Annotated in this window: 22 protein-coding genes; 12 read left to right on the top strand and 10 right to left on the bottom strand. The window is 40.2% G+C overall.

Annotation, left to right across the window (positions count from 1 at the left end; translation table 11 throughout):
- Positions 1 to 57: 57 nt before the first annotated feature.
- Together yihG and HJP15_RS18250 are read left to right on the top strand one after the other, a co-directional pair.
- On the top strand, positions 58 to 936 hold the full coding sequence (gene yihG / locus HJP15_RS18255; protein ID WP_054206388.1) for a 1-acylglycerol-3-phosphate O-acyltransferase, YihG family: 879 nt from the start codon (positions 58 to 60) through the stop codon (positions 934 to 936).
- 154 nt (positions 937 to 1,090) lie between these two features.
- A complete protein-coding gene (locus HJP15_RS18250; RefSeq protein WP_170174299.1) occupies positions 1,091 to 2,350 on the top strand; it encodes a mechanosensitive ion channel family protein in 1,260 nt (419 codons plus the stop codon).
- On the opposite strand, the gene chrA is transcribed toward HJP15_RS18250, so the two are convergent.
- Positions 2,313 to 3,464: a chromate efflux transporter gene (gene chrA, locus HJP15_RS18245; protein WP_170174298.1), complete on the bottom strand. Its 1,152-nt coding sequence runs from the start codon at positions 3,462 to 3,464 to the stop codon at positions 2,313 to 2,315. The genes HJP15_RS18250 and chrA overlap by 38 nt on opposite strands.
- A gap of 121 nt (positions 3,465 to 3,585) precedes the next feature.
- On the opposite strand from chrA, the gene HJP15_RS18240 reads away from it, so the two are divergent.
- A complete protein-coding gene (locus tag HJP15_RS18240; RefSeq protein ID WP_231659096.1) occupies positions 3,586 to 4,380 on the top strand; it encodes a substrate-binding periplasmic protein in 795 nt (264 codons plus the stop codon).
- A gap of 76 nt (positions 4,381 to 4,456) precedes the next feature.
- Positions 4,457 to 5,089, top strand: coding sequence for a YiaD family glycine zipper/OmpA-like lipoprotein (locus HJP15_RS18235; RefSeq protein ID WP_054206391.1), 633 nt, complete (start codon positions 4,457 to 4,459; stop codon positions 5,087 to 5,089).
- A gap of 154 nt (positions 5,090 to 5,243) precedes the next feature.
- Here HJP15_RS18235 and HJP15_RS18230 read toward each other — a convergent pair whose 3' ends face one another.
- Both HJP15_RS18230 and HJP15_RS18225 read right to left on the bottom strand, forming a co-directional pair.
- The gene (locus HJP15_RS18230) at positions 5,244 to 5,624 is read right to left on the bottom strand and encodes a hypothetical protein (RefSeq protein ID WP_054455600.1); all 381 of its coding nucleotides are present in this window, start codon (positions 5,622 to 5,624) and stop codon (positions 5,244 to 5,246) included.
- 199 nt (positions 5,625 to 5,823) lie between these two features.
- Positions 5,824 to 7,605, bottom strand: coding sequence for an ABC transporter transmembrane domain-containing protein (locus HJP15_RS18225; RefSeq protein WP_170174297.1), 1,782 nt, complete (start codon positions 7,603 to 7,605; stop codon positions 5,824 to 5,826).
- Positions 7,606 to 7,694: 89 nt separating this feature from the next.
- Between HJP15_RS18225 and HJP15_RS18220 the strand changes: the two genes are divergently transcribed.
- Genes HJP15_RS18220 through HJP15_RS18210 form a run of 3 tightly spaced genes read left to right on the top strand, consistent with a single transcriptional unit; the run spans position 7,695 to position 8,884 of the window.
- A complete protein-coding gene (locus tag HJP15_RS18220) occupies positions 7,695 to 8,093 on the top strand; it encodes a DUF3224 domain-containing protein (protein WP_170174296.1) in 399 nt (132 codons plus the stop codon).
- Positions 8,094 to 8,110: 17 nt separating this feature from the next.
- Positions 8,111 to 8,293 carry a hypothetical protein gene (locus tag HJP15_RS18215; RefSeq protein ID WP_054206429.1) on the top strand — a complete coding sequence of 61 codons (183 nt, stop codon included), beginning with the start codon at positions 8,111 to 8,113 and terminating at the stop codon, positions 8,291 to 8,293.
- A gap of 48 nt (positions 8,294 to 8,341) precedes the next feature.
- Positions 8,342 to 8,884, top strand: coding sequence for a PH domain-containing protein (locus HJP15_RS18210; protein WP_170174295.1), 543 nt, complete (start codon positions 8,342 to 8,344; stop codon positions 8,882 to 8,884).
- A 218-nt stretch (positions 8,885 to 9,102) separates the two neighbouring features.
- Here the strand turns inward: HJP15_RS18210 and HJP15_RS18205 are convergent, their stop codons facing one another.
- Positions 9,103 to 9,447, bottom strand: a complete 345-nt coding sequence (locus HJP15_RS18205) for a rhodanese-like domain-containing protein (protein WP_054206396.1) — start codon at positions 9,445 to 9,447, stop codon at positions 9,103 to 9,105.
- Positions 9,447 to 9,635 carry a YgaP family membrane protein gene (locus tag HJP15_RS18200; protein ID WP_082355714.1) on the bottom strand — a complete coding sequence of 63 codons (189 nt, stop codon included), beginning with the start codon at positions 9,633 to 9,635 and terminating at the stop codon, positions 9,447 to 9,449. Before HJP15_RS18200 ends, HJP15_RS18205 begins: the two co-directional genes overlap by 1 nt.
- Before the next feature lie 105 nt (positions 9,636 to 9,740).
- Here HJP15_RS18200 and HJP15_RS18195 point away from each other — a divergent pair, with 105 nt between their 5' ends.
- The gene (locus tag HJP15_RS18195; protein WP_170174294.1) at positions 9,741 to 10,052 is read left to right on the top strand and encodes an ArsR/SmtB family transcription factor; all 312 of its coding nucleotides are present in this window, start codon (positions 9,741 to 9,743) and stop codon (positions 10,050 to 10,052) included.
- Here the strand turns inward: HJP15_RS18195 and HJP15_RS18190 are convergent.
- Entirely contained in the window at positions 10,045 to 10,722 is a 678-nt protein-coding gene (locus tag HJP15_RS18190) for a nitroreductase family protein (protein WP_054206398.1), read from the bottom strand. The genes HJP15_RS18195 and HJP15_RS18190 overlap by 8 nt on opposite strands.
- 149 nt (positions 10,723 to 10,871) lie before the next feature.
- On the opposite strand from HJP15_RS18190, the gene HJP15_RS18185 reads away from it, so the two are divergent.
- Together HJP15_RS18185 and HJP15_RS18180 are read left to right on the top strand one after the other, a co-directional pair.
- Complete coding sequence (locus HJP15_RS18185; protein ID WP_170174293.1) at positions 10,872 to 11,750, top strand: ABC transporter ATP-binding protein; 879 nt, start codon at positions 10,872 to 10,874, stop codon at positions 11,748 to 11,750.
- An 11-nt stretch (positions 11,751 to 11,761) separates the two neighbouring features.
- Positions 11,762 to 15,337, top strand: a complete 3,576-nt coding sequence (locus HJP15_RS18180; protein ID WP_170174292.1) for an ABC transporter permease/M1 family aminopeptidase — start codon at positions 11,762 to 11,764, stop codon at positions 15,335 to 15,337.
- Between the two features lie 427 nt (positions 15,338 to 15,764).
- On the opposite strand, the gene HJP15_RS18175 is transcribed toward HJP15_RS18180, so the two are convergent.
- Positions 15,765 to 16,139 (bottom strand): DUF5329 family protein, encoded by a 375-nt coding sequence (locus tag HJP15_RS18175; RefSeq protein ID WP_054455608.1) that lies wholly within the window; start codon positions 16,137 to 16,139, stop codon positions 15,765 to 15,767.
- A gap of 228 nt (positions 16,140 to 16,367) precedes the next feature.
- Here HJP15_RS18175 and HJP15_RS18170 point away from each other — a divergent pair, with 228 nt between their 5' ends.
- Together HJP15_RS18170 and HJP15_RS18165 are read left to right on the top strand one after the other, a co-directional pair.
- Positions 16,368 to 16,682: a Bor family protein gene (locus tag HJP15_RS18170; RefSeq protein WP_054206402.1), complete on the top strand. Its 315-nt coding sequence runs from the start codon at positions 16,368 to 16,370 to the stop codon at positions 16,680 to 16,682.
- Positions 16,679 to 17,008, top strand: coding sequence for a Bor/Iss family lipoprotein (locus HJP15_RS18165; protein ID WP_054206403.1), 330 nt, complete (start codon positions 16,679 to 16,681; stop codon positions 17,006 to 17,008). Before HJP15_RS18170 ends, HJP15_RS18165 begins: the two co-directional genes overlap by 4 nt.
- Here the strand turns inward: HJP15_RS18165 and HJP15_RS18160 are convergent, their stop codons facing one another.
- Genes HJP15_RS18160 through HJP15_RS18150 form a run of 3 tightly spaced genes read right to left on the bottom strand, consistent with a single transcriptional unit; the run spans position 17,009 to position 20,113 of the window.
- Positions 17,009 to 18,247 (bottom strand): ABC transporter permease, encoded by a 1,239-nt coding sequence (locus HJP15_RS18160; protein WP_054206404.1) that lies wholly within the window; start codon positions 18,245 to 18,247, stop codon positions 17,009 to 17,011.
- Positions 18,240 to 18,947: an ABC transporter ATP-binding protein gene (locus HJP15_RS18155; RefSeq protein ID WP_054455610.1), complete on the bottom strand. Its 708-nt coding sequence runs from the start codon at positions 18,945 to 18,947 to the stop codon at positions 18,240 to 18,242. Before HJP15_RS18155 ends, HJP15_RS18160 begins: the two co-directional genes overlap by 8 nt.
- Positions 18,947 to 20,113 (bottom strand): efflux RND transporter periplasmic adaptor subunit, encoded by a 1,167-nt coding sequence (locus tag HJP15_RS18150; protein ID WP_170174291.1) that lies wholly within the window; start codon positions 20,111 to 20,113, stop codon positions 18,947 to 18,949. The genes HJP15_RS18155 and HJP15_RS18150 overlap by 1 nt, the downstream gene beginning before the upstream one ends.
- Positions 20,114 to 20,135: the final 22 nt, after the last annotated feature.

The raw sequence follows: 20,135 nt of genomic DNA, 5'->3' as shown, positions 1-20,135 counted from the left end.
CACTGAGTGTTGTGTAATGAGTTGTTGAGCAGTTTTAATGAAAGGAATTAAGTAGTAATGTCTTTGATCCGTTGTATTTTTAGTATTTTATTGTACACCTTAAATACTGTAATTTGGTTTATACCTATTTTTATCTTTGGCCTAATAAAATTACTGCCAATTAAAGCACTGCAAAAAGCAATGAGTTGGGCGGCGAAGAAGTGCGCGAGTATGTGGGTTACGTGTAACTCTTTAACTCAGAATGTATTTACGCCCTATAAGTTAAACGTGACAGGTCTTGAACAAGTAAAACTAAAAGACTGGTATTTAATTATCGCTAATCACCAAAGCTGGGTCGATATATTGGTGTTACAGCGTTTACTGAATCGCCGTATACCATTTTTAAATTTCTTTTTGAAAAAAGAATTAATTTACGTGCCTATTTTAGGTTTAGCGTGGTGGGCTTTAGATTTTCCATTTATGACGCGTACCAGTAAAAGTCAGCTTAAGAAAAATCCAAAGCTGCGCGGTAAAGATTTAGAAACGACCCGCAAAGCCTGCGAAAAATTTAAAGAGATGCCTGTTAGCATTGTTAATTTTGTAGAAGGCACGCGTTATACGCCTGCAAAACATCAGCGCCAAAATAGCCCATTTCCGCATTTGCTTAAGCCTAAAGCAGGTGGTATTGCTTTTGTAATGCAGGCTATGGGAGATCAAATATCTAAAGTTGTGAATGTAACAATACAGTATCCTGATGGGATCCCAACATTTGTGGATTTTGCCAGCGGGCGGGTAAAGAGCATCAATGTTCACGTTGAAGTAATGCCTGTGAGTGAAGAATTAATAGGCGATTATACGGGTGATAATGAATTTAGAGTACGCTTTCAATCAGAGCTAAATCGTTTGTGGCAAGATAAAGAGCAACAGCTTACTCAGCTTGAGCAGCAATCAAAGTAATCGATAAGCAGAATAGCAATTAGCATAAGTAATATAAATGTACTTTTAAGATAATATCAATCAGCTGTGGCTAACTAATAATTAGGTTAGTCGCTATAAACGCAATTTAGGATGCAGCTCATATAGCTGCACGCAGCAAGGAAATTGAATTACCATGACGACTCCAATTCATTTACAGCAGCTAGTTCAACCTTGGTTTGAAGGCATGCCAGAATCTACGTGGTTTAGCTCACTGACTGCCGTATCTATAGGTGTTTTTTCCTTATTAGTAGTGTACTTGTTTACTCGTCGTTTAATGTTGCCAGGTATTCAAAAAGTAGTAACAAAGCTATCTCCTGAACGAATTGGCGTACTAGCCCCGATGATAGACAAGCTCAACCGTCGCTTTGCTGGTATGTTGTGCTGTGTTTTATTTTTAGCCACGTTTGATAGCGTATACCCGGTTAGTGAGCTTGCAGGAGAGGTATTAAAAACTATTGGTCAGACTATTTTAATTATCCATGTGGGCTTTATTATTAGTAGTTTGGTGAGTATTGCTGGTGGTATTTATAACCAACTTGAGTTTGCGCGAGAGGTGCCAATTCAAGGCTTAATTCAAGTTGTTAAATTAATCACCTTTATGATTTGCGCTATTTTAATCGTCAGTATCGTACTAGAGAAATCACCAACATATATTCTTTCAGGCTTTGGTGCTATCGCCGCAGTTACTTTGTTAGTTTTTAAAGATACCATTTTAGGTTTTGTTGCCAGTATTCAAATTGCGGCTAATCGCTTAGTAACTTATGGGGATTGGATTCAAGTTGAAAACTATGGCGCTGATGGTGAAGTGATTGATCTGGGTTTAAATACTGTAAAAGTACGTAACTGGGATAACACGATTACCACCATTCCGACCTATATGTTAGTTGCCGGTTCGTTCAAAAACTGGCGCGGGATGCAAGAATCTGGCGGTCGTCGTATTAAGCGCTCACTTAATATTGATATGAACAGTATTCGTTTAGCTGATGACGAAATGAAGAAAGTGATTGGCCAATCAATTGTTTTAAAAGATTACATTAAATTAAGTACTTTACCCGATCCGGTTTCTAATTTGGGATTATTTCGACGCTACGCGGAAGGTTATTTAAAGCGCCATAGTAAAGTTAATACTGCGTTAACGCTTATGGTGCGTGAATTACAGCCACTGAATCATGGACTGCCAATTGAGTTTTATTGCTTTAGTGAAGATAAGCGCTGGATATCTTACGAGCATTTACAAGCAGAAATTATGGATCATCTGCTTGCAGTGCTCCCTCTATTTGATTTACGCCCGTATCAAAGTGTCACGGGGCAGTTTAGCCCCCCAGCAAGTGCACCTACAAGTATCAAACCCACAATTAAAGTTGTAAATAATACTGAAGCAGACCCACGCTAATAAACCCAAGCAGTAGCCACCAAATAGGTGGCTTTGCCATTCTTAGCCATGCAAATGCAGCAATAACAAGGGCAATGTGCCATATGTTATGTACCGCGGAAGTCCAAATTGGCGAATAAAGTGCTGCCGCTAAAAATCCAACAACAGCGGCGTTAAGTGCAGCTATACTGCTGGCAAATCGCGGGCGCTGTGCCAGTTGTAGCCAACTTTTTTGAAAGGCGAGCATAAGCAGTAAGCCAGGTAAAAAAATCAATACAGTCGCTATGAGTGCGCCAATGATAGGTTGCGTATCTGTCAGTTGTGCGCCTAAATAGGTTGCAATGGTAAACATAGGCCCTGGCACGGCTTGTGCACTGGCATACGCACTTAAAAATTGTTCAGTGCCTAAACTTGGTAAGCCAGTTTGTAGTAGAGGCAGCACAACATGCCCGCCGCCAAATACTAATGCTCCAGCTTGATAAAATGGCGCAAACAACCCTAACTCTTGCCCTAGAGGAATGAAGCTAATTATTAATAACAACGTAAATAAAGCTAATGCAACCCAGTTTATACCACTTTTTGTCGTGGGAGAGGAGGCAGTGTTTTTTTCTAAATTTAATAGAGGCCAGATAGCGCCAATCACTGCTGCAATAACTAATACTGCGATTTGCGTTGTCATATTGGGTAGTAAAATTAAGGTTAACGTGCTGAGCGCAGCAAGCGCTTTAAGTGCCAAGCTAGTACAAAAGCTTTTTGCCATACTAACAATAGCATCGGCAACAATTACAACTGCAAACAACTTTAAGCCTGCGATAATTGCAAAATAAATAGCATCAAATTGATGGGCGCTAATAGCCAATAGCACCATGATTAGAAATGATGGCAAAGTAAAGCCAATAAATGCAGCAATACCACCCAGTACACCACTGCGCTCTACGCCAATAGCAAAACCAACTTGGCTAGACCCTGGGCCCGGCAGTGCTTGACTTAAGCTGATCAATTGCGCGTAACGTTGATTGTCTAACCAATTTAAATTATCAACAAAGTGACGTTTAAAGTAGCCAAGGTGGGCGGCAGGCCCACCAAAACTCATACAGCCAAGTAAAAAAAACTGCTTAAAAATAGCTAACAACATGATATTTATGATCCTTTGGGTATACGCTATTGCATTATGACAAAATTTTGTGACATTTATATGGTCTTTATCGTTTGTACCTTAGTACAATGGTCATAAGTTACACTTTTGACTGGTCGTTATGCGCCTAATTGATAAAATTTTATTGCTGTCGTTATTCGCTTTATCATTTTTGATGAAGGTATCGGCTGCCCCTATCCCAAGGCTATCGTTAGCCGTTGATCATGCTCCCCCATATAGTCAGATAAGTGAAGAGGGTGATATAACAGGTGCAATAGTTGATATTGCTGAGGCGATTCAAGCACGGGTCCCTTTTAAGATTGAGTTAGTTGCTTGTCCTTTTCCTCGCTGTTTAAAAATGCTTGAGGATGGTGAGGTAAATGCTATGGGCGGACTCATCCGTACCGTAGAGCGTCAAACTCAAATGCATTTTTTAATGCCCCCGTATATGATTTTATCGTCTTCTTTTGTGTTTTACGGTCGTCACGATAGTGAGTTAGCTGTTCAAAACTACGGTGATTTATATGGCAAAAAAGTAGCGGTAATGCGTGGTGCTGCTCACTTTAAGCGTTTTGATCAGGATAAAAAGTTAGAAAAAATTGAAGCATTATCTGAAAAGAATGCAATAGATATGCTTTTAAAAGGCCGAGTCGATTTGGTTGTGGCAGTGGAGGAGACCGCTGAACACTCTATGAGCGTGTTAAATCAACCAATAAATAAATTAAAAAAAATGTCTTATCGTTATGATGATGTTATATATGGTTATTTTGTATTAAGTCGTCAATTTAAAAATACCCCTTTAGCCATCGAAATAGAGCATCATATGAAGTTGTTGGCGCAAAGTGGTGAGCTTACTGATCTTGTGGCACCTTATAACTTACCTCCTATTGAACAGCCAACCCTGGGCTTTTATTAACTCCTTCTTCATAGTTTGTTCATTGATGTGTTTGCATACTTGCTGTTATTGAAATAATTAATAGGCAGGATACATCATGACTATAATCAAACCATTAGTAACAGCCACGGCGTTAGCGCTATTACTTACAGGGTGTGAAACCACCAAAACAGGAACTGGCGCTGCAATTGGTGCTGCAACAGGAGCTGTATTGGGCAAAGCCACCGGTGATCATGATGATAAACGTATTTTTATTGGTGCTGCCATTGGTGCTTTAGCGGGGGCTGCGATTGGTGATTATATGGATAAACAAGAAGCGGCCTTTCGCGATGAGCTCGCAGGCTCTGGCGTAGAGGTTATTCGCGAAGGTGATAATCTACGTTTAGTTATGCCATCTAATATCACCTTTGCCACTGATCAATCTTATATTTCATCTGGCTTTCACAACACTTTGGACGCTATCGCTAAAGTAATGAATAAATATGAAAAAACATATTTAAGCATTGAAGGCCACACCGACAGCACAGGGAAAGACAGCTATAATATGACCTTATCGCAGCAGCGTGCGCAAAGCGTTAAGGGCTATTTAGTGAATCAACAAATTTTAGCAGCACGTATCAGTACTCGTGGCTACGGAGAAACGCGCCCTATAGCAGGTAATGATAACGCCAACGGGCGAGCTCAAAACCGTCGCGTCGAAATTCAAATAGTACCTAATACACAAAGTTAATTTACTGATGAAACTTAAAAGCTGAAAGCTATTTGGATCAATATTCATTGCGGAAGAAGAACTGCCCATTACACTTCCTGTTAATAAAAAGCGCATGATGGGTGGTGTGGGGCTGGAGGTTAGAGACCGGTGGCTACGCGATTAGGTGCAAATTTTAATACTGCCCTTTGAGCCACCTTTTAGCTGTGATTTTTTCAAGTTTTCTTCTGTACTTTTTTTGAGAAAACTCTTCTGTATTTCCATTTAGAACATCAAAGATATCTTCTGAAATTAGCGCACCAATAGCATGGATTGCTTCATGTCGATTCAAACCTTGCCTTGTAAGTTTAGCAATAGTTTCAGGTATGAATTCAACCCCCATAGCTAATTGATTTTCAACTAGGACATGGATTGTTGAATGTAAGCTTAAAGCATCATCAGCCATTTCAAGGCCTAACTCTGAGTGAAAATCACGAACCAGTTCAATTCGTATAGCTTCATCGAGTGCTAACCAATGTTTAGAGTTTACTGGTTGCTCAGGATTGTATTTATCCATAGTTGCCTCGAATGCATAAGTTTGTTTTGCACCTAACGAGCCTGTAAAATAACTCGTTTTTAATTTATTTTTCTTGATGGTTTAACCATAGCGGAGTTCATATTTTGATTCAATCGCAATAATTAGGGACAGGCACATAAAATTTCTGCATATCCTTTTTTACTTACAACTTTTTACCTTCCAGCTTAACCCCCCCCCTTTAATCCCTATTAAATTGCAGCTCACACAGCTTTTGATACAGCGGATTGCTTGTTAATAGTTGTTGGTGAGTACCTGTGGCTATAATTTCACCATGTTCCATCACTACGATTACATCAGCATGTTTTACTGTGGCCAAGCGATGGGCAATAATTAGCGTAGTGCGGTTTTGCATTAAGTGTTCTAGTGCAGCTTGAACGTGGTGTTCGCTTTGTGCATCAAGGGCACTGGTAGCTTCATCAAGTAACAGTATTTTGGGGTCTTTTAATATAGCGCGTGCTAATACAATGCGTTGTTTTTGGCCACCAGATAAACGCACACCTTGCTCACCTAAAAAGCTTTCATAACCGTTTGGTAGTTGCGCGATAAACTCATCAGCGTGGGCATGTTTAGCTGCGGCGTAGACTTGTTCGTCAGTCGCATCTGGGTTGCCATAGCGAATATTGTGCATAACATCGGAGCTAAATAAAATGGGATTTTGTGCGACCATACCCATACTGTTGCGCAGCCGATTGAGCGATAGATCTTTTATATCAATTCCGTGGAATTCAATGGCGCCGGTGGCTGGGTCGTAAAAGCGTTGTAGTAGTTCAAATAAAGTTGTTTTACCGGCTCCCGAGGGGCCAACTATCGCCACAGTTTGGCCTTGCTTAATAGTTAGCGATACATTCTTCAGTGCGCTAACATCAGGACGAGATGGGTAGTTAAACGTAATGTTGTTGAGTTCAATTGCCGCAATATCGGGTTTAGGATGTAGCTTTTCATCAAGGGGCTGGTCAGGGTTAACAATTTCGCTTTTGACGGCCAATAACTCCAGTAAGCGTGCTGCAGCACCTGCTGCGCGTTGTAGTTCACCGTATACCTCGGCAACGGTTGCCACTGACATCGCTACCATAATGGCGTAAAACACAAATGCGCCTAACTCACCACCGCTCATCGTACCTGCAAGTACATCACTGCCGCCAACCCATAGCATTACACTAATAGCGCTGAAAGTTAAAAATATCACTGCGGCGATTAAAAATGAACGCTGCTTAATACGGCTTTTAGCAACGGCAAAGGCTTTCTCGGTTTCTAAGGCGAACGCGTGTTGTTCTCGTTGTTCGTGGCTATAACTTTGCACCACTTTAATATTTTGAATGATCTCACCGGCGTACGTGCTTATATCAGCAATCGCATCTTGGCTAGAGCTGGCTAATTTACGCACCTTTTTACCAAACACCATCATTGGCACTAACACCAAAGGTACACAGGCAACCACGACTAAAGTGAGCTTTAAATTAGTAAATAACAGCATGGCTAGGCCACCAACCAGCATGAGGGCGCTTCGTAGTGCCATTGAAAATGACGAACCAATAATTGATTGCAGCAAGGTGGTGTCGGTTGTTAAGCGTGACATTAGCTCGCCACTGCGGTTTTCTTCAAAGTAGCTCGGGTGCAAAGTCACTATGCGGTTAAACACCGCTTTGCGAATGTCGTTACTAACGCGCTCCCCAATCCACGACATTAAATAAAAGCGGCTAAAGGTGCCAATGGCTAATAGGCTGATCAGCCCTATTAGCACTAAAACAGCCTGCTTTAATTGCTCTTGTGAGCCTGCAATAAAGCCGTGGTCGATTACAAATTTAACTCCTTGGCCAAGAGATAAATTAACTCCCGCGGTAACGAGCAACGCCATAAGCGCCGAAAAAACTACCCATTTATAAGGTTTAATAAACTGAAAAATCGGAATTAAACTACTAAAAGCAGCCTTGTCTTTTTGCTCGGTTTTACTATTACTCATGCTGGATTCTTTTATGTGAATAGGGTATAGATATGGTTACTTTAATCATAATTTCAATAACCAATTAAAATAACAAATAAGGGACTAGTATGGTAACTCATAACGTAACGGGTCAATTCAATGTAAAACTTAATCCAATTGAGGGCTACGCCAAAGGGATTGACGGCGTAAATTTAGGGCGTATGTCGATTGATAAAACATTTACCGGCGATCTTGATGCAACGAGTACAGGTGAAATGCTTAGCGCAATGACCACGACTCAAGGCAGTGCTGGTTATGTGGCAATTGAGCAAGTTGTTGGGTCGCTTGTTGGCAAGCAGGGCAGTTTTGTATTGCAACACTTTGGTACGATGGATAAAGGCCAGGATTCATTAATTTTAAATGTAGTCCCCGACTCTGGTAGTAATGAACTAGCAGGTCTTAGCGGTAAAATGGTGATTCGTATTGAAAGTGGCATACATTTTTATGATTTTGAGTTTCAGTTATAAAAGGTGAAAAAGTGGTTGTGCAAAAAATAATTGAATTTAAAAAGACCCGTTTTTTTGGTGGAATAGATACAGAAGCCCTTAATCAGCGAATATACAAGCTAAACCTAGATGGTTGGAAAGTGGTAAATGTAGGGCCAATTACAAATTTTTTTGGTCAAGTTTCCGGTTATGTATTACTTATTGAAAATGATGAGCCGTAAATGTCGCTCGTATTTTGATAAGTTAAGTATTTAATTATAAGGTGTTTTATGTCTGATTTTACTTTAAAAAGCGCATCGTTCGATCCAAAAATTAAATCTTATTGGTTAGTGTTCGCTTTATGTGTAAGCACATTAGGTATTGTTACTATTCCTTTAATTCCCGTCATTGTCTTAATAGTGTGGCTAGTTAGTAGCAGTATTTTAGCCGCAATGTCAGCGGAACTACTTGAGCGCAAGTTAGTCGTTAAACGTGGAATATTTTTTAAAGAAGAAAAATCGATTCCGCTTGAAAAAATAACCGACGTTGGATTAAGCCAAGGTCCACTGATGCGATTGTTTGGTTTATATAGGTTAAGTTTTGAAACCGCAGGGCAGTCAAGCCAAGGTGCATTAGTCTCATTACTAGGAGTGGTTGATGCCAGCGAGTTTCGCGAAGCAATTTTAGCCCAAAAAGATAACCTAGCTGGGGCACAGCCAACGAAAGCTAAAAGAGAGGAGCCACAAAACCAAGTGGAGTTACTGCGTGCACTGACTTACAGCGTGAAGAACATTGAACAAATGCTAGTGACGCTGATGGATGAGAAGAAGTAATAACTGACTTATCTATTATCTGAACTTAAATATGGCAACCATAAGTTTTGATAGCATGCGTAAATTTTAGATTTACTTTGTTCAAATGGGCTACCTAAGGAGATTACTCCATTTTTATCCTGAAAGGTCAACACGACTTAATGTAAATTTATAACTCAAAAGTTGTTTAAGTTGGGTTTCGTTGTACTCAACCCAACTCAACCCAACTTAAATAACAATTAAAACACTTGGCAAACTTGCTCTGCGTTACAGGTGATCACAGTAACATTTTTGTAGCCAACTCGTGTTAGCGCTTCTGCACCTAGGGTTGCGCGCGCGCCGCTGGCACAGTGTAAATAAATTGGCCGTGCTGGGTCTTTTTCAATTTCCATTAATTTCATTTCGAGTAAACCACGGGGGATATTAATTGCACCGATGGCTGCTTTTGTCGCATGCTCAGCAGGTTCACGTACGTCAATTAATAAGCCGTGATTATCTGCCAGTTCTAGCTTGGCTTGCTCTGCATCAATACGGCGTTGATTTGGAGTGATTATTTTCATTAGATCTGGAATTGAAGTAAGCATTAGTCTGTAAATCCTCGTTTGCGAAAAAAATTTATAAGTGGGCACCACTTAGTAAACGCTGTTTGGATCAGGTTTACGCCTATCAATAGTGTTAACAACATAAACCGACTATCTACAAAGTAGCTTAAAAGCACAGAAATTGTCACCATTGATCCTGCAAGTAGTAAGATCCCATCACTTATTTTCATTATGACCTCTGTATTTAATATTAGTGTTTTCTAATGTTAAATTATATTAGAACTTACTAATGTAAAAGTCTATACTTAAAACATATTTTATTATCGGTTATTAAAATGAATATTGAGCAGCTAGCAAGCAATGCTGAACATGCCGAGCAGTTTTTAAAATTAATGGCGAACAAAAATCGTCTAATGGTTTTATGCAGCTTGTTACAAGGTGAGTTAAGTGTAGGGCAGTTAAATGAACGTGTACCATTGGCACAATCTGCATTGTCTCAGCATTTAGCGAGTTTAAGAAAAGCAAATTTAGTAGCAACACGTCGTGATGGGCATACTATTTATTATTATTTGATCGACCCTAAAGTTGAGTCGATCATTGGGCTGTTGTATCAATGGTTTTGTGTAACCGATAATAACGCTAAATAAATGTGGCTATTTCATCGAGAGATTTTTTCACAAGTGCGTGGTTCGGCACAGTGGCATCTTCACTTGGGTAACCAGCAATGAGCAGCATATAGGGGCGTTCGTTGTCTTTATCTCGGCCACAAATATCGGTTAAAAAGCTCATTGGCTTAGGGGTATGAGTTAGCGTTGCAAGGCCTGCTCTGTGTAGTGCTTGAATTAAAAAGCCGGTTGCCAGTCCTACAGATTCATGTACATAGTAGTTCGTGTTTTTATCATCAGTACTTAAGCCGCCTTTCTTTTGGCTAAATACCGCAATAAGCCAAGGGGCATGCTCTAGGTAGGGTTTACTAGCATCAGTACCTAATGGTTTTAGTGCATCTAGCCATTCCTCGCCAGCACGGCCTTCATAGAATGAACGTTCTAGTTTTTCAGCTGCTTCACGAATTTGTTTTTTTATATCACTTGAGTGAATAGCAACAAAATGCCAAGGCTGGTGGTTTGCGCCACTTGGCGCCGTGCCTGCTGCCTTGATACAGGTTTCGATAATTTCTTTAGGCACAGGGCGATCGCTAAAGCTGCGAATACTATGGCGGCGCTGGCTGGTGGTTAAAAATTCTGTGGCGCGCTCCAGCATTTGATCATGTGGGTATTCGGTAAAGTCGGTTAGAGGGATGCTTGCATGATCTTTCATAATGATCCTTTATTGTTGTTTATTTGCAAAATGTTTCAAGAGTGTTTCAGTGTTTACACTTGTTTGCAAATGAAAATTTAATGTTAATTGTCCCTAATTCTATTCAGTGTTATAAACATGGCAACAATTAAAAAGTAAAGGACATATAAATGCTTAAAATATCGGAACTATCTAAAACCTATGACAATGGTGTACATGCCTTGCAAGGTGTTAATTTAACAATACCTAAAGGGATGTTTGGTTTACTGGGTCCAAATGGGGCTGGTAAATCTTCACTTATGCGTACAATTGCAACGTTGCAATCAGCAGACAGCGGCAGCATAGAGTTTGATGGGGTTGATGTTTTAGCACAGCCTAAAAACTTGCGTGAGCGTTTAGGTTATTTACCACAAGACTTTGGTGTTTATCAGCGTGTTAGTGCTTATGACTTACTTGATCATATGGCTGTTTTAAAAGGCTTAAACAACAAAGCTGAACGTAAAGAGGCCGTTGAAGGGTTGTTAGCGCAGACTAATTTATACGACCATAGAAAAAATGCGGTGAGTGGTTTTTCGGGGGGGATGCGTCAGCGTTTTGGTATTGCACAAGCTTTATTAGGCGATCCTGATTTATTGATTGTTGATGAACCAACGGCAGGACTTGATCCTGAAGAGCGCAATCGTTTTCATAATTTATTGGTTGGTTTAGGTGAAAGTAAAGTAGTGATCTTATCAACGCACATAGTTGAAGATGTATCTGAGCTTTGCCCGAATATGGCTGTGTTAGCAAGTGGTCAAATTTTGCTAGAAGGTAATCCAATTGAGCTGACTAATACGCTACAGGGCAAAATATGGCACAAGTCGATGAGCCAAGCTGAAGCTGTCGAACTCGAACAGTCGTTACCTGTGATCGCGAAACGTTTGTTTGCAGGAAAAACATTACTTAGTGTATTTGCTGACGACGCCCCGCAAGGTTTTGAGTCAAAACCAGCTGATTTAGAAGACGTCTATTTTTCAACATTGCATAAACATCGCAATAAAGCAGCATAAGGATACTGATTATGTTGTTTAACATGGTACGATTTGAGCTGCGCTATTTTATGCGTCAGCCCTCATTCTATATTACGTCACTTATTTTGTTTTTCCTTACTTTTATGGCGTCGGTGTCTGACTCGGTGCAAATAGGTGGAAGCAGCAATGTAAATATAAATTCTCCTTACGCAATTTTGCAAGTTATTGCGATTATGTCGGTGTTTGCTATTTTTTTAGTGGTCAACTTTGTCGGTAGCTCCGCTATTCGTGATGACGTGAGTAAACTCAATGAACTAGTTTTGAGTAAGCCATTAAATATCGCTCAGTATAGAGCGGGTCGATTTATCGGGGCTTATTTGGTCACGCTATTAGTGTTTTCAACTACTATGTTGGGTGTGTGGGTTGGCAGCGGTTTTGGTAGCTTAATGGGCTGGTTAGATAGTGAAATGGTTGGTGAAAATAAACTAAGCTATTATTTAGTGCCTTTCTTTTATATTGCTGTTCCTTCTTTATTTGTTATCTCTTCATTAATCAATGCTGTAGCAATGCGCTTTCGCAGCATGGTGACGCTCTATCTAGTCGCCGTTGCCTTACTTATTAGTTATTTGGTTGGATCGAATATCTTCTCTGATATTCAATATCGCGAAATCTCAGCTTATTTAGATATGTTTGGTATGTCTGCAATGAGAATGCAAATGGAATATTGGACAATAGCACAGCGCAATGTGATGGAAATTACATTAACTGATCAGCTATTACACAATAGGTTAATTTGGGTCGGTATTGCCTTGGTGGCATTAGTAACCGCAGCGCTCAATACATCCCATCACTTAGTGCAAAAGCAAAAAGTGAAAGGCAAAGCTAATAAAGATAATAATACCAATTCTGCAGCCGCTCTTAGTTTTAATATACAGGCAAAGGCGACGGGAAGTAATGCATGGTCACAGTTTTCTACGCGAACTGTTTTTGAAGTCAAACAAGTTATAAAAAGCTATTCGTTTGGTATTTTACTTATTTTATCTTTAGCGACATTAATTCCTGCGTTAGTAGGTTCAATGGGTGCATACGGAACGGATGTTTGGCCTGTCACCTTTAGAATGGTTGAGCTTATTCAAGGTAGCTTTGGCATATTGATGATGATTGTACTCGTTTATTATTGTGGTGAACTTGTATGGCATGATCGTGAATCACGAATGGCCGAAATTGTTGACGCTTACCCCGTTGCGAATTGGGTGTTCTGGGGCTCTAAATATGTAGCGTTGAGTGCAGTTTTATTATTGTTATGCGCATTTGGTTCTGTGGTGACATTGTTTTATCAAATGATCATGGGCATGGCGAACTTTGATATTGCACAGTATGTAATAAGGCTCGGTTATTTATTTGTACTTGTGCTTGTTTTCCAAGGTGGCTTTGCTTTTTTATTACAGGTAATTAGCCCTAATAAATACGTAGGTATGGGTTTATATGTGCTTTACTTTATCGCTACTTTGGTGATGAGTAACTATGGTTTTGAGCATAACATGTTTGCTATTGGTAGCACGCCAGATGCGCCTTATTCAGATATCAATGGTTATGGCCATTTTTTAACTGCTGTACATTGGTACAATTTGTACTGGTTAGGTTTTAGTATGATCATTGCCGCACTTAGCTATGCACTTTGGCCGCGTGGGGCTGGGCAAGATTTAAAAGCGCGGGTTAAGTTATTAGGCTATCAGCTTGGCAACTCGGGTAAAGTGGTTATGGTATGTGGAACACTTATTTTTGTTGGTACGGGTAGCTATATTTACTACAACACAAAGGTGCTTAACCCATTTATAACCAGTGATCAGTATGAAGACTTGCAAGAGCAATATGAGCGTGAGTTTGGTCAATTTGTTGATGCAGCCGTGCCTATTCCAACTGATGTTGTTGTTACTGCAAATATCTATCCTCAAGAGCGCCGTATTACAGCAACCGTGGTAATGCAGGTAGAGAATAAATCGCAACAACCTATTACGCGATTATTGGTAAATAAGCCTGATCATACTCATAACTGGAGTGTTGAAGTTGATGGCGGGCAACTAGGCGAGTTGAACGAACTTTACCGTCATGCTTGGTTGGATTTTGCACAGCCAATGCAACCAAACGAAAGCCGTGAAATTGTGATGAGCGTAGAGCGTTATACTAAAGGGTTTGTAGATAGAGGCAGTGATGAACGACTTGTGTATAACGGTACATTCATTGATAACACGGCTTTGTTCCCAAGTCTTGGTTATTCCTTTGGTAAGCAAATACAAGATAAAAATGAGCGTCGTCAAAGAGGTTTACCAGAATTAAAGCGTGGCAATAAAATTGAAGAAACGCAGTATCACAACCAACCTTTGTTTGCGGATAATTATGTAAGTTTTGCAGCAACAATTACCACCGATGAGTCGCAAATTGCGATGGTGCCAGGTTACTTGCAATCACAAAGTACTAAAGACGGTCGCACAACTTTTGTATATGAAATGGATGCACCTATGTTGCATTTCTATAATTTGCTATCGATGGAGCTTGAGGTCAAAAAAGAGCTACATAATGGCGTAAACATAGAGGTGTACCATCATAAAGATCATGCTTGGAATGTAGATACGATGATTCAATCTACCAAAGATTCTTTAGATTATTTTTCCAAAGAGTTTGGCCCCTATCAGCATAAGCAAATGCGTATTATTGAGTTTCCTCGCTATCGTAGTTTTGCACAGAGTTTTGCTAATACAGTGCCGTATTCTGAAAATATGGGGTTTATTACCGATACGCGTGATCCAGATAATATTAATTTTCCTTACTATGTAACATCGCATGAATTGGCGCACCAGTGGTGGGCACATCAGGTGATAGGCGCGAACGTTGAGGGCTCTAATATTTTATCTGAAATGCTATCGCAATATGCAGCGATCATGGTGATGAAAGAAAAGTATGGTGAAAACAACCTGCGTAAATTCTTAAAGTACGAACTTGATCGCTACTTATTCGGGCGCACGACAGAACCTTATGAGGAACGTACACTTGCACGCGCCGCAGGGCAGCAATATATCCACTATAACAAAGGTGCCGTGGTAATGATGGCCATACATGATTTGTTAGGTGAGCAGCGCGTAAATGCCGCTTTGCGAGCATTTTTACAAGATTACCAATATGCGCAAGAACGTTACCCAACCACGTTAGACTTTATTGCCTATCTAAAGCGAGGAACGAGTGAGCAAGAGCAAGCATTTATTGAAGATCAGTTTAATGCCATTACGTTATATGATTTAAAAATCAGTGATGTTGATGTACAAGAGGCTGAATCAGCTGGTGAGGAGCACACCATTACATTGACCATTTCTGCAGCGAAGAAACATGCCGATGGTGAAGGTAATGAAGTGGATGTCCCGCTTATACAAATGATAGATGTTGCTTTATTTAGCGCAGATCCTAATGAGATACATGACACAGATACTGTTATCTATATGCAAAAACATGAGATTAAAACGGGTGAAAACACCCTTATATTAAAAGTAACTGAGTTGCCTAAATATGCCGGAGTAGACCCATTTATCAAATTAATAGATAAGAAAAGCGGAGATAATATCAAAGCACTATAAATACAAAAGGCCTCTTACGAGGCCTTTTTCTTAGGTGTGGGAGTTTATATCAAACTACCTCAATATGCAGGCTTCAGCGTTTCACAGGATCTTAATATCAAGGTGCTACTTTACAATAATGGTAGTCCCTTTTTAAAAGTAATCTCTTTTAAAAAGTAATCCCGCAGAGAGTAAGTGCCTGTGAATCGCCCAACGACGTTCATATCTTGAGGTGGTTTGGGTGTTTAAATCGAGCATGAGTAATCTCTAGTTTACATTATGGGAATGTTAAGTTTTTTTGATTATTATTAAATCATTGTGTTAGCTAAATATTAGGCTATATTAATTTTATAGTGTGACTTTAAAGTAGTGCTATTAGCAGTAGTCAAGCTTGTCAAATATACAGAATACCTGTTCACCTCTCCTAAGAGTGAAATCGAAGCCGCATTTACTGCGGCTTTTCTGTTTCTCTAAATTGCGTCAATTCAACAGTCAACCAGTCGTTCGCTGTGAGTTTCGTGCCATCAGTAAGGATAACGGTGTAGACCTTACCGCTCCATGAGCTTTTACTGGCTAAGTTTTCGATAAAATCATCTGCTGTTTTTGCGTACCGCTGTGCTTTTTTGTATTTCATGGCTAGATGGTCTGCGGCTTCTTGGCTGGTGTGTTTATCACCATTTCGGATAAAAACAGCATTACTTTTTGCGATGAAGCTAATTAAGTGCCCAACTTCTTGTTCAGGTGTTGCTGCAAAACTTAAATGGCTAAACATTATTAAAATAAAGGCAAAAGGCGCGAGTGTATTTTGGATTAATTGTTTCATCGTTCATCTCGTTCATGTATTGAAGTGGTTTGGGTATAACAATTTAAATAACGCATGATTATGTAAGTATGGTGCGTTAGGTTCATGATATTGGCAAAAGTTCAGTCCAATAATGAGCAGCCCTAAAGCTTACAGGAGTCTACATTTTTACAACAGTTTCTTACTTATTTTACAGTAAAGGCGAATGTATAATGATGACTTTCCAAACCAACACACAAGGACAAGGCCATGAAGGCTTTTCTAACTACATTATTATTACTGATACTCTCTGGGTGCTCAGCAGTTACGATTCAGCCACAAAAGATGGCAAAAGTAAGTACCTCGCCAACATATCAAGATAGTCGCCCATTTTTTATGTGGGGACTGGTTGGTGATCAACGCGTTGATGTAAAAAAAGTATGTGGTGAGCAAGCTGTTGTACAAATGCAGTCGCAGCAAACTTTTACAGATGGGGCACTGGGGTTAGTTACCTTGGGCATCTATTCACCTCATACAATTAAAGTGTGGTGTGATGAACAGAAAAACAAAGGAGCGGGGATATGAAAAATATAGCACAATTAATGCTGGGTGTAGCATTTATAGCACTGACGGGTTGTACTAACATCCATTTTGATAACGGTCAGTATGATGACTTGGCTACCAATCATAAAAGTGAGCAATGGCATCATAACTTTGCAGCTGCACTTTATGAAGGATCAGATACTGTTGATTTATCAGATGTTTGCCCTGATTCGCAATGGCAAAGTGTACATACCTATAAATCATTTTCCAATGGCGTGGCTGAGCTCGTTGTGAATGAAGTAGGCCCTGCTTGGTACCCTAAAACAGTAGAAGTAAGCTGCGCTAAGGTACCTTATAAAGTGCAATGATCATTCGTAGCGTAATGCATCTATTGGATTTAGCCTTGCAGCTTTTATCGCGGGGGCTAATCCAAACACGATCCCAATTAACGAAGTAAAACCGAACGACAGCATAACGGCCCAAGCCGGTATATACGCATCCGGCATACTGGGCATTGATAATGAGATCAATGTTGCAGCCCCATAACCAATAGCAAGACCAATTAAGCCACCAAATAACGACAATACTACAGCTTCAACTAAAAACTGGAGCATAATAAACCCTGGGGTTGCGCCAAGTGCTTTGAGTGTACCAATAACACGCGTGCGCTCTGTTACTGATACTAGCATAATATTCATAACACCAATGCCGCCAACAATGAGACTAATCCCGACTATCCCGGCTGTTATAGCGGTGGCACTGCCTGTAAATTTATCAACATTCGCGCGGGCTTTTTCAGCGGTTTCAAATTCAAAGTCATTTTCATCATCATCTTTAAGTTTGTGTAATTGACGTAAAATTCGAGTGATTTTGGCCAGTACCAACTCTTCATCGCTGCCTTCTTTAAGCCTAAACATTATTTGTACATTACTACTGCTGTTCGCGCCTTCTAGTGCGCTCATTGTACTGATAGGAATATTTATATAATCATCTTGATCAAAGCCTAGCAAGCTGCCTTGTTTTTCGGCTACACCGATAATTCTAAACCATTCACCACCGAGCTTAATATACTCGCCAACAGGGTTCTCTGGTAAATTAAGTTTTTCGATGATGGAGGGGCCAATAAAAGCGACGCGACGGCGTTTTTCATCGTCTTCCGCACGAATGAAACGACCAAGTTCAGGGAACGTTCTATAGGCTTTTTGATAATCTTGCTCTGTTCCCATAACACGTGATGAGTGGCTTTTATTACCATATTCAGCACCACCAGAAAAGCGCCAAGTAAACATTAAAGCGGTAAATGTTTCAGCTTCTTTTACTCGGGCTTTTAAGGTTAAAAAGTCTGTGTAAGTTAGCTTGGCGTTTTTGCCAACCATTTCTTGTTCAATACTGGTAAATGGCTTAATAGAAGTTACATCTGGTGCCATGTCGGCTAATTGATCGTTAATCTGTTTGGTAAAACCCTGCATAACAGCAACCACAGTTATAACTGCGGCCACCCCAATGATGATCCCTAAGCAGGTTAAGGCACTGCGCATTGCGTTGGCCTTAATGGCCATTAATGCAGCTTTAGTGCCTTCTATGATAGCAATGGCGGATTTAAACATTTTGTTTTTCTCCCGTACCTTTGCGTACATCGCTGACAACTTTACCATCGACTAAGCGAATGACACGTTGGCAGTGATCAGCAATCTCTTGTTCGTGAGTTACCAATATAATGGTATGGCCTTCGTTATGTAGCTCATCGAATAAAGCCATAATCTCGGTGGTGGTTTTACTATCTAGGTTGCCAGTTGGTTCATCGCCAAGCAAAATATGTGGCTTAGTCACTAAAGCACGGGCAATGGCAACACGTTGGCGCTGGCCACCCGAAAGCTGGTTTGATAGGTGATTTACTTTATCGCCAAGGCCTACTCGTTGTAATGCTTCGAGTGCTTTTTCTTTACGTTGCTTTGCAGGAATAAACCGATAAACCAAAGGTTGCATAACATTTTCGAGTGCGGACGCACGAGGCAACAGATTGAAGCTTTGAAAAATAAAGCCCACACTTTCATTACGCTGATGAGCAAGTTCGGTTTCAGTCATGCTTTTTACGAGCTTATCTTTTAAAAAGTAGTCACCGCTGGTTGGTGTATCTAAACAGCCAAGTAAGTTCATTAGCGTTGATTTGCCAGAACCCGAAGGGCCAATAATAGCAACGTATTCGTTTTCTTCAATTACAATGTTTACATCATCAAGGGCTTTAAATATTTGATCACCCATTTTGTATTGCTTGTTAATGTGCTCAAGCTTAATGACCGCAGACATTATTTAGCATCCTTGGCGATAGATTGTTTAATTTTTACTGTATCGTTTTCTTTTAACTTACTAACAGGGCGAGCAGGGCCAATCACTATACGCTGACCTTTATCCAAACCACTAGTGACCGCTTGTTCAATATCAGATGAAATACCAACTTTTACGTACGTTTTAGTAACGGTGCTGTCATCATTTAAGCGCCACACAAAATATTTGTCATCTTCTTTTTGTATTGCTTCAATAGGTAGTTTTAAGCCATCAACCGCGATACTTGTCGCAATTTCAGCGCGACAGCTCATACCTGCATATAATTGTCGATCAGTGTTATCCAGCAATACTTTTACTCTGAATGAGAGCCCTTGCGAACCAACTTGGTTTTTAGCCGAAGTACCAATGTTAATGACTTTGCCAGTAAAAGGTTGATTTGGGTAAGCGGCTGCGTATATATCAGTATGTTGGTCGAGTTTAATGCCAGCAATATCGGTTTCATCAACTCTTAACTCAGCTAAAATAGCACTAGGATCAGCAACAAGCATAAGATCTGAGCCAATAATATTGGTTGTACCAGCAATCACAGTTTCGCCTTCTTTAATATTTACTGAGGCTAACAAACCGCTCATTGGGGCACGAAATACACTTTTACTGAGTCTATCTTCAGCAATAGATAGTGAAGCTTTAGCTTGATTATAGGCCTCACCTCGCGCTTCAATGTCTATTTTTGCAAGATCTCTTGCGTTTTTCAGATTTTCATACACTTCTTGACCAGCGAGGCCTACATCATAAAGCTCTTTTTGACGCTTTAATTGGCGTTCAATATTCAGCAGGCGAGTTTTACTGTGTTTAATCTCTATTTCGCTGGCACGTAAAACAGCTTTGTTACGTGTTACTTCTGATTCAAATGCGGTGGTATCAAGGCGCATTAGAATATCGCCTTGTTGTACACTCTGTCCTTCCTCAACAAATACTTTGTCTACACGGCCTGTTACCTCAGAGCGCAGCTGTACTTGCGTGTTAAAAACCAAGTTACCAGAGGCCATAATAGAATCTGCAATACTGCCTTGTTCCACGGTTGCAATGTTAACCTCGGCTAGATCTTCATTGCCGGTGATTTGCTTAGATACAATAAGAGCAATAAAAGCGCTGATCGCAAGGGTAACTATAATTGCTTTTTTCATTTTACTTCCTGTTAATACGCAA

It is taken from the genome of Pseudoalteromonas sp. NEC-BIFX-2020_002 (assembly GCF_013002825.1).
GTDB classification, from domain to species: Bacteria; Pseudomonadota; Gammaproteobacteria; order Enterobacterales; family Alteromonadaceae; genus Pseudoalteromonas; species Pseudoalteromonas neustonica.
This window is presented reverse-complemented; position numbering and strand designations above follow the sequence as displayed.

What these genes read in the sequence shown, in the direction of transcription:
- HJP15_RS18160 (WP_054206404.1), bottom strand. Translation starts at nt 18,247, where the DNA reads ATGTTTAAATCCGCCATTGCTATCATAGAAGGCACTAAAGCTGCATTA.
- HJP15_RS18190 (WP_054206398.1), bottom strand. Translation starts at nt 10,722, where the DNA reads ATGAAAGATCATGCAAGCATCCCTCTAACCGACTTTACCGAATACCCA.
- HJP15_RS18180 (WP_170174292.1), top strand. Translation starts at nt 11,762, where the DNA reads ATGTTGTTTAACATGGTACGATTTGAGCTGCGCTATTTTATGCGTCAG.
- HJP15_RS18205 (WP_054206396.1), bottom strand. Translation starts at nt 9,447, where the DNA reads ATGCTTACTTCAATTCCAGATCTAATGAAAATAATCACTCCAAATCAA.
- HJP15_RS18155 (WP_054455610.1), bottom strand. Translation starts at nt 18,947, where the DNA reads ATGTCTGCGGTCATTAAGCTTGAGCACATTAACAAGCAATACAAAATG.
- chrA (WP_170174298.1), bottom strand. Translation starts at nt 3,464, where the DNA reads ATGTTGTTAGCTATTTTTAAGCAGTTTTTTTTACTTGGCTGTATGAGT.
- yihG (WP_054206388.1), top strand. Translation starts at nt 58, where the DNA reads ATGTCTTTGATCCGTTGTATTTTTAGTATTTTATTGTACACCTTAAAT.
- HJP15_RS18200 (WP_082355714.1), bottom strand. Translation starts at nt 9,635, where the DNA reads ATGAAAATAAGTGATGGGATCTTACTACTTGCAGGATCAATGGTGACA.
- HJP15_RS18150 (WP_170174291.1), bottom strand. Translation starts at nt 20,113, where the DNA reads ATGAAAAAAGCAATTATAGTTACCCTTGCGATCAGCGCTTTTATTGCT.
- HJP15_RS18175 (WP_054455608.1), bottom strand. Translation starts at nt 16,139, where the DNA reads ATGAAACAATTAATCCAAAATACACTCGCGCCTTTTGCCTTTATTTTA.
- HJP15_RS18220 (WP_170174296.1), top strand. Translation starts at nt 7,695, where the DNA reads ATGGTAACTCATAACGTAACGGGTCAATTCAATGTAAAACTTAATCCA.
- HJP15_RS18185 (WP_170174293.1), top strand. Translation starts at nt 10,872, where the DNA reads ATGCTTAAAATATCGGAACTATCTAAAACCTATGACAATGGTGTACAT.
- HJP15_RS18235 (WP_054206391.1), top strand. Translation starts at nt 4,457, where the DNA reads ATGACTATAATCAAACCATTAGTAACAGCCACGGCGTTAGCGCTATTA.
- HJP15_RS18210 (WP_170174295.1), top strand. Translation starts at nt 8,342, where the DNA reads ATGTCTGATTTTACTTTAAAAAGCGCATCGTTCGATCCAAAAATTAAA.
- HJP15_RS18195 (WP_170174294.1), top strand. Translation starts at nt 9,741, where the DNA reads ATGAATATTGAGCAGCTAGCAAGCAATGCTGAACATGCCGAGCAGTTT.
- HJP15_RS18240 (WP_231659096.1), top strand. Translation starts at nt 3,586, where the DNA reads ATGCGCCTAATTGATAAAATTTTATTGCTGTCGTTATTCGCTTTATCA.
- HJP15_RS18230 (WP_054455600.1), bottom strand. Translation starts at nt 5,624, where the DNA reads ATGGATAAATACAATCCTGAGCAACCAGTAAACTCTAAACATTGGTTA.
- HJP15_RS18225 (WP_170174297.1), bottom strand. Translation starts at nt 7,605, where the DNA reads ATGAGTAATAGTAAAACCGAGCAAAAAGACAAGGCTGCTTTTAGTAGT.
- HJP15_RS18170 (WP_054206402.1), top strand. Translation starts at nt 16,368, where the DNA reads ATGAAGGCTTTTCTAACTACATTATTATTACTGATACTCTCTGGGTGC.
- HJP15_RS18165 (WP_054206403.1), top strand. Translation starts at nt 16,679, where the DNA reads ATGAAAAATATAGCACAATTAATGCTGGGTGTAGCATTTATAGCACTG.
- HJP15_RS18250 (WP_170174299.1), top strand. Translation starts at nt 1,091, where the DNA reads ATGACGACTCCAATTCATTTACAGCAGCTAGTTCAACCTTGGTTTGAA.